This window comes from Spongiibacter marinus (assembly GCF_016906995.1).
GTDB classification, from domain to species: domain Bacteria; phylum Pseudomonadota; class Gammaproteobacteria; order Pseudomonadales; family Spongiibacteraceae; genus Spongiibacter; species Spongiibacter marinus.
In genome coordinates this window covers 429,918-438,269 of the sequence record NZ_JAFBBD010000002.1, presented here as the reverse complement: position 1 = coordinate 438,269, position 8,352 = coordinate 429,918, and the positions used below count along the sequence as shown (strand labels likewise).

Here is an 8,352-nt window from a genome sequence, read left to right as displayed (position 1 = left end):
TTGATCTCATCTTTTTAAATAACTCAAAACCGCCAGGGCTTTGATATTCGCTTCAAGTTATCCCCGAAGCGAGGACGCGTATTATAAATACTTCGTCCTGTTTGGCAAGCGTTTTTTGAAAAGTTTTTAAAGCGTTTTCAAAAGCCGTTTTGCCGTCTCGCCTACCTCTTTAACCAGCACTTCCAACCTCAGCTGAAAGCCCGTCTCCGTAAGCGAGGGAGCGCATTATAGAGCCGCTCCTGGTAGAGTCAACCGCTTTTTGAAAAAGTTTTTAAACCGCTTCAAAAGCAACTTGAAACCACCCTCGCAAACCTCAGCAACACCACCTTCCAAACTTCCCGAAAGGCCCGTCTCCGTAAGCGAGGTGGCGCATTATAGAGACCCAAACCCCAGAGTCAACACACCGCAACAAACTAATTACAAAAAAATGACAATCGATCAAAACTACAGCAATTAACGGTCAAAACAGCAGCAGGTTGATCAGCTCTTGAGCAGATTAGCGCGCGAGCTGGAAGCGCCGTAGACGCGGCAGGGCCAATACTGCGATAAGCAGGCCATAAATCAGGACCTCTAGATAGCTAGAGCGAACCTGCCAAACAACATGCAGCCACGCCAAGCCCATTACCGGATACATAAGCTGGTGAAGTTGACGCCAACGGCGCCCAAGGCGACGAACCGAATAGTTGTTAGAGGTGACTACCATTGGCAGCATTAGTAGCCAAGCTGCGAAGCCGGCGATGATGTAGGGGCGTTCGCTAAGCTCTTCCAAAACAATGGTCCAGTCCCATGCGAACAGGTAGGTGGCAACAACCAGTATGTGAAGACTGGCATAGAAGCCGGCAAATAAGCCCAACATACGTCGAAACCGGAGCAACCGCGACCACCCCAACCAACTGCGTAGCGCGGAAACTGAAAAAACCACAAGCAGGGCACGGATCGCCCAGTCACCGGTCATCACTATTAACGCTTTAACCGGATCGGGGCCCAAGTCACCAAGGACGGCACCATAAACCACCGCAGCGAGCGGCAGCAGGCATAGCACGAACACCAGGGGCTTACCCCACCCCGTCCCAAGCGGTTGCCGGGCCTTTTCTGTCACATCAGCCATCAAGCCAACCTTCAGTAGTAGCGCCGCAGGTTCATACCTTTGTACAAACTGGCGACCTGCTCTTCGTAGCCATTGAACATCTGCGTGCGAATGCGATTGGGAGACAACAAGCTGCTGGGCAGGCGTCGTTCATAGCGCTGACTCCAACGCGGATGATCCACCTTGGGGTTCACATTGGCATAGAAGCCGTACTCGCGCGGCGCAATGCCCTGCCAGCTGGTTTTGGGCTGACGCTCGGTAAAACGAATTTTTACGATCGACTTGATACTCTTGAACCCGTACTTCCACGGCACAACCAAGCGAATTGGCGCGCCGTTTTGATTTGGCAACTCTCTGCCATACATTCCCACACTCATTAATGTGAGGGGGTGCATGGCCTCATCCATCCGCAAGCCCTCAATATACGGCCAATCGATGGTTGAGAACGCAGAGCGCTGTCCGCGCATTTCAGATGGGCGATACAGGGTTTCAAACTGGATATATTTGGCTTTACTTGTTGGCTGCCACTGTTTGATTAAGTCACTGAGGGGAAAACCAAGCCAGGGAATGACCATTGACCACGCTTCTACACAGCGCAAGCGGTATACCCGCTCCTCTATGTCGACACTCTTTAAAATGTCTTCCAGTGCATACTTGCCCGGTTTATCAACCTCGCCCTCAACGTCGATTGACCACGGGTCGACTGTCAGTGCGCTGGCGTATTTCGCAGGGTCAGATTTATCGGTGCCGAACTCATAGAAATTGTTGTACCGGCTGGCATCTGAGAACGGCGTCTGTGCTTCACCTGTATAAAAAGGATTGTCCGCCCGCGCGTCCACCGGCGTGTGCGACAGCGGCGAAGGCGCAGAAAACGCCATCGGCGCCACGGCCATTGCCGCCATTGCTGCAGCCCCCTGCATAAACTCTCTGCGGCGGAGGTAGACCGCCTCCGGGGTAATTTCGCTGCTTGCAATATCATCCGGCTTTTTTATCAGCATCGTCGCACTCCTCAACCATAACTAGTGATACGACGCAGCCACAGCGCCAGCGTTACACTTTTGGCGCTTTTACTCGTCGATAAATCGCTTGTACGGGACCGGACAAGGCATAGAGCAAGACAATCCCCAGCAGTATCCGCGCGGGGTCGACCGAAACCAGGCCGAAGGCCAGCACAACCAATATCATCACTACAAAGGGAACGCGTCCGCGGAAATCGATGCCTTTGAAGCTGTTATAGCGCACGTTCATAATCATCAACATGCCAACGACGGCCATTAACACACCGACAACCGCCGCTAACTCAATAGGCAGCGCCGCGCCGATCCAGCCCTCCTCGGCAGAAACCCAGACCACCCCCGCCATAACGGCCGCTGCAGCCGGACTTGCCAGGCCAGTGAAGTAGTTTTTGTCGGCGGTATCAATTTGGGTATTAAAACGCGCTAGCCGCAGCGCCGCACACGATACATAGACAAAGGCGACTGCCCAGCCGAACTTGCCGAGTTCCGACACGCCCCAGCTAAAAACAACCAGCGCCGGGGCGACACCGAAAGACACCATATCGGCAAGGCTGTCGTATTCCGCGCCAAACTTGCTCTGCGCATTCATCAAGCGCGCCACCCGGCCGTCGAGGCCATCGAAAACCATGGCCACGAATATTGCCATCGCAGCCGCTTCAAAGCGGCCATTCATTGCCGAAACAATGGCGAAGAACCCCGAAAACAGCGCCGCGGTCGTAAACAAATTCGGCAGCAAATAAATGCCACGCTTACGCACCGTTTTGCCGTCGACGGAGACTTCCTCTTCATGGTCGTCAATCAGCAGTAGCGCCTCTTTATCAAAGGCCGGCATCGACTTCTTTCCGGTTTGTTCGTCAGCCATAGTGTCCTTATCCGTTCAAACAGCAATTAAGCGTGCATGATAAATTAAATAGTGCTGCGGTACGATGACTGCGCACAGTCCCAAAATGCTTTTACCAGCGGATCGGCCAGACGCTGTTGCCGTACCACCACGCCGATGTCCATACTCGGCAGCTCAGGCAATATTGTCACCACGCGCACCTTGTCGCGCAAAAAGGACGTATCGAGCACCAAGTCAGGCACGACACCAATTCCCAAACCCAAGCCCACCGTACTGACAATCGCCTCGTGACCACTCACTTGCGCGTAGACATTCGGCCGCAGGCGCTGGCGGCGAAACCACTGCTCGATCAGGCTTCGTGCGACGCCCCGCTCAGGAAGAATAAAAGGTAGTGTATTGAGCAGGGACGCGCTGAACTCCCCGCCGTGGCCAGCAATTTGCTCACTGAGGGCGCAGGGAATATTCGGCACCAGCAACTGCAGTGAAGACCGGCTCAGCGGCAAGTAGTCTAGCCGACTGGGTAATTGCGGCGGGCGAACAGTAATTCCGAGGTCTTCGCCGCCATCAGCGATCCGGTCAACGGCATCAGCTTGGTCGCCGGTATGCAGTTTCAGGTCAATGCCGGGGTAGCGCTGACGAAACGTCTCCAAAATCGTACTGAGCACGCTGTAGGCCGCGGTCACCGAACAGAACAGACTGATCTCCCCCTGCAGAGATTCTCCTTGTTGCCGCAGACGCTGAGAAAGCGAGCGCCAACTCAACACCGCCTGCTCCGCGTAGCGCAAGAACTCTCTGCCGGCCGGTGTTAATCTGACACTGCGCCGATCCCGCTCAAACAAAGCCACGCCGGCTTCGTCCTCCAAGCGCTGTATCGCCCGGCTAACGGCTGAAACACTGAGATGCATTGCCTCACTCGTTTTGCCAAAGTGCAGCGACTGGCTCAGGTGAATATAGATCTCCAGCTCTTTGGTTTTCACGGCGGCTTCAGTCTCGAAAAATGCAACACAGTTTCCACTATATATCAATTTACGCAACAATAAAGACTTGCTAGAGTGCCTCCCACTAACCCCCCCTTTACTACACGAGCACATAATCAGGAGCCTCACCATGGGTCAGAACTACTTCAACAGCTTGCCGCTGCGCCTGCAGCTCGAAGAGCTGGGTAAATGCCGTTTTATGGATCGCAGCGAGTTTGCAGATGGCTGCAACTACCTGAAAGGTAAGAAAATCGTTATCGTTGGCTGCGGCGCCCAGGGCTTGAACCAGGGTCTGAACCTGCGCGACTCTGGCCTCGACGTATCCTATGCCCTGCGCGCAAGCGCGATCGAGGAAAAACGCCAAAGTTGGAAAAATGCAACCGAGAACGGTTTTACCGTCGGCACTTACGAAGAGTTGATCCCCACCGCTGACGTGGTGATGAACCTGACCCCAGATAAGCAGCACACCCCTGTGGTCAACGCGGTAATGCCGCTGATGAAAGAAGGCGCTTGCCTCGACTACGCGCACGGCTTCAACCTCGTTGAAGAAGGTATGCAGATCCGCAAAGACATCACCGTTGTTATGTGCTGCCCGAAATGCCCAGGCACCGAGGTTCGCGAAGAGTACAAGCGCGGCTTTGGTGTACCGACGCTCATCGCTGTTCACCGCGAAAACGACCCCAAAGGCGAAGGCATGGCCATTGCCAAAGCGCTGGCATCCGGTACTGGCGGCGACCGCGCTGGCGTATTGGAGTCCTCGCCAATTGCCGAAGTTAAGTCTGACCTGATGGGCGAGCAAACCATCTTGTGCGGCATGCTGCAAACCGGCGCGATCCTGTGCTTCGACAAAATGGTTGCAGAAGGCATTGAGCCCGGCTACGCCTCCAAGCTGATTCAGTACGGCTGGGAAACCGTTACCGAAGGCCTGAAACACGGCGGCATCACCAATATGATGGATCGCCTCAGCAACCCCGCCAAAATCAAAGCGTTCGATTTGGCCGATGAGCTGAAAGACATCATGCGTCCGCTTTACGAGAAGCACCAAGACGACATCATCAGCGGTCACTTCTCGAAAACCATGATGGAAGACTGGGCTAACGACGACAAAAACCTGCTGAACTGGCGCGCCGCTACCGCTGAAACCGCGTTTGAAAAGACGCCCTCTGGCGATATGGAAATCAGTGAGCAAGAGTTCTACGACAACGGCATTCTGCTTGTGGCAATGGTTAAAGCCGGTGTTGAGCTGGCCTTCGAGTGCATGGTTGCCGCCGGCATGAAGCCCGAGTCAGCCTACTACGAGTCGCTGCATGAAACACCGCTGATCGCTAACACTATCGCGCGTCGCAAACTGTATGAGATGAACGTGGTTATTTCTGATACCGCAGAATACGGCTGCTACCTGTTCGACCACGCTTGCCGCCCATTGCTGCAAGACTTTATGAGCAAGGTCTCTACCGATGTTATCGGCAAAGGCCTTAACGTCAAAGACGGCGGTGTTGATAACGCTGAGCTGATCGCGGTTAACGCAGAAATTCGCAACCACCCCGTTGAGGTCGTTGGTCAGAAATTGCGTAGCTACATGACGGCGATGAAGAAAATTGTCTAAACACTTTTAAGGCTTAGACAAAAGGGCGCCTATAGGCGCCCTTTTTTGTTTCATGCTTTGGTAATCGCGTTGATGTCAGCGCGGCGCATTCATCGCCGCTCTCTGATCGCTGGTGCCAACGGCGCTCCCCAAATCGAAATCGCCAACCATATTATTGAGCTCTTCCGCTTGAGCAGCCAGCTCCTCGGCAGCACTGGAAGATTCCTCAGAGTCCGCAGCGGCTGATTGCACAACCTTATCCATTGCCGCCATTGCCTTGGTGATTTCATCAATGCCCTTCGCCTGAATCTCACTGGAGCTGAATATTTCATTCACCAGCTCGGTCACCTGCCCAATGGCCGAAATAATGTCTGAAAAACCGCTATTGACCTCACTCGACAGCGCGCCGCCGTCCTCCGCAGATTCGGCGCTTTGCGCAATCAATGACTGCGTTTTATCTGCAGCGGTCTTCGCGCGAAGCGCCAGGTTCCTCACTTCTTCCGCAACCACTGCAAAACTGCGGCCTGCCTCTCCCGCCCGGGCAGCTTCAACCGCCGCATTTAGAGCCAGCAAGTTGGTTTGGAAAGCAATCTCGTTGATATCGCTGATAATATCCTGGGTATCTTGCGTCGCACTTTTAATTCGCGTCATCGCCGCCAGCATTTTCTCCATCGTCTCGCTGCCTCGTTCAGCAAGCCCCTGGGTCTGCGCCGCCCGGTCTTTGGCCAATCGCGTGCTATCCACATTCTTGCGCGTTTCCTCACTGAGGCTCTCTAAGGAGCGCCCCGTTTCCTCAAGGGAGGCCGCCTGCTGCGACGCGCCAATGGCCACCGAGTGACTACTCGACGCAATCAAACCTGCGGCAGACGACACCTGTTCCGACGCCACCGACACGTGGCTGAGCGAGCTTCGCAGCTGGGAAACCGCCGAATTCACGTAGCCCTTCAGTTCACCAAAGCGCCCCTTAAAGTCGCTCTTCACCCTGCGCGTAAGCTGATTGCTCGCCACAGCTTGCATCACATCTGCCACCTCATTGATCGGCAGCGTAATGGCATCGAGCATAAAGTTAATACTCGACAGCAACTCTAAGTTATCACCCTGAAAGCCATCTAACGTCGCTCGGTCATCAAGATAACCTTGACGGGCGGCGTCGATCAGCCGTGCAACCTCTGACATTGCCTGTTTGCGCTCGGTGATATCCGTCGCATATTTCACAACCTTGAAAACGCGCCCCCGCAGGTCTTTTATCGGCGTATACGAGGCTTGTATCCATATCTCACGGCCGCCCTTCGCCAAGCGCTTGAATTCACCAACACGGGCTTGACCCTGCGCCAGAGAACGCCAGAACTGCGCGTAATCTGCCGATTTGGCGTACTCGCCATCAACAAAAAGCCGATGATGCCGGCCTTTTACTTCCTCCAGCGAATACCCCATCGCCTGAAGAAAATTGTCATTTGCCGACAAGATCGTGCCATCAACTTCAAATTCAATAACTGCCTGACTCGCAGAAATACCCTCGATTTGCCCCTGATAATCGGCATTCACCCGCTTTTGTTGAGTGATGTCACTGGCATATTTCACTATTTTGAATACCTTGCCATCGACATCGCGAATCGGTGTATAGGACGCCTGAATCCAAACATCGTCACCGCGTTTATTGAGCCTGCAAAACTCGCCAAGTTTCGCCTGCCCCTCAGCCAAGTCGAGCCAGAATTGCCGGTACTCCTGACCGGCTCGGAAAGCCGGGTCAACAAATATGCCGTGGTGCTTGCCAACCACCTCGTCAAGGCGATAGCCCATCACCGAAAGAAAGTTGTCATTGGCATCAATTATCGTTCCGTCGACATCAAAATGAATAACTGCCTGCACCGAATTAATTGCATCGATCTGACCTTTAAAATCGGCATGCAACATTTTTTGCTCAGTGATATCAGTGGCGTATTTCACCACCTTCACCACATCACCTTGAACATCTCTGATTGGCGTATAGGAGGCTTGAATCCACACGACTCGGCCACCCTTGGCAATGCGTCGATATTCACCTACCTGCGCGTCGCCTCGAGCCAAGGACTGCCAAAACAGTGCATAGTCGCCAGAATTCCGCGTTTCAGGCGAAACGAACAGCGAGTGATGCTGGCCTTGTATCTCTTCAAGCTGGTAGCCCATCGTTTGCAGAAATAAAGGGTTGGCATCAAGAATAGTGCCACTGGGGTCAAACTGAATGACTGCCTGGCTGGCATTGATCGCCGTAATCTGCCCCAAATAATCGAGGTCGAGCGCCTTCTGCCGGGTAATATCGCTCGCGACTTTAATAATGCGCGTAACGTGCCCCTCGTCATTAACAACCGGGTTATACGAGGCCTGAATCCAGAATACTGAACCATGCTTGTCATAGCGGCAAAACTCGCCGCTCTGCGACTGGCCGTCGCGAAGTGACTGCCAGAATGCACGGTATTCCTGCGAGGCAGCATAGTCGGCGCTGACAAATACCCGATGATGCGAGCCCTTCAGCTCGTCGCTACTGTAACCGGTGACGTCTAAGAAATTCTGGTTGGCTCTTAGAATATTGCCGTCGGGGTCAAACTCTATGACGGCCTGAGACTCTTCTATCGCCGCTAGGGTCTGCAGCAACTGATCTCGGCTGGGTGCTGAGGGGGCCATGACAATGCGTCCTGATTATTTATATTGGTGTTTCAGGGAAAGCAGTAGCATTACTTTCTTGCCGAGTGTGGTTAAAAATCAAGCGGCTGACTATACGTAAAGTCCGCGCGCAAGCCGCCAGCGGATAATTCAAAAATGGCCCCCAATCATCGCCGATATCTGCGATAATTCAGCGTTTTCAACGG

6 protein-coding genes are annotated in these 8,352 nt (G+C 53.7%); 1 reads left to right on the top strand and 5 read right to left on the bottom strand.

Going from position 1 to position 8,352, the window contains the following annotated elements:
- Positions 1-496 precede the first annotated feature (496 nt).
- From HNR64_RS04530 to ilvY, 4 genes are read right to left on the bottom strand one after another with little or no spacing between them, the layout of a single operon-like run.
- Positions 497-1,108 (bottom strand): protein-methionine-sulfoxide reductase heme-binding subunit MsrQ, encoded by a 612-nt coding sequence (locus HNR64_RS04530; protein WP_204995349.1) that lies wholly within the window; start codon positions 1,106-1,108, stop codon positions 497-499.
- 11 nt (positions 1,109-1,119) lie between these two features.
- Positions 1,120-2,085, bottom strand: coding sequence for a protein-methionine-sulfoxide reductase catalytic subunit MsrP (gene msrP, locus HNR64_RS04525; protein ID WP_204995348.1), 966 nt, complete (start codon positions 2,083-2,085; stop codon positions 1,120-1,122).
- Between the two features lie 52 nt (positions 2,086-2,137).
- Positions 2,138-2,965, bottom strand: a complete 828-nt coding sequence (pssA, locus tag HNR64_RS04520) for a CDP-diacylglycerol--serine O-phosphatidyltransferase (protein WP_204995347.1) — start codon at positions 2,963-2,965, stop codon at positions 2,138-2,140.
- Positions 2,966-3,009: 44 nt separating this feature from the next.
- Entirely contained in the window at positions 3,010-3,921 is a 912-nt protein-coding gene (ilvY, locus tag HNR64_RS04515; protein WP_204995346.1) for an HTH-type transcriptional activator IlvY, read from the bottom strand.
- 130 nt (positions 3,922-4,051) lie between these two features.
- On the opposite strand from ilvY, the gene ilvC reads away from it, so the two are divergent.
- Positions 4,052-5,527, top strand: a complete 1,476-nt coding sequence (ilvC, locus tag HNR64_RS04510) for a ketol-acid reductoisomerase (protein WP_204995345.1) — start codon at positions 4,052-4,054, stop codon at positions 5,525-5,527.
- A gap of 75 nt (positions 5,528-5,602) precedes the next feature.
- Here the strand turns inward: ilvC and HNR64_RS04505 are convergent, their stop codons facing one another.
- Entirely contained in the window at positions 5,603-8,167 is a 2,565-nt protein-coding gene (locus HNR64_RS04505; protein WP_204995344.1) for a methyl-accepting chemotaxis protein, read from the bottom strand.
- Between the last annotated feature and the right edge of the window lie 185 nt (positions 8,168-8,352).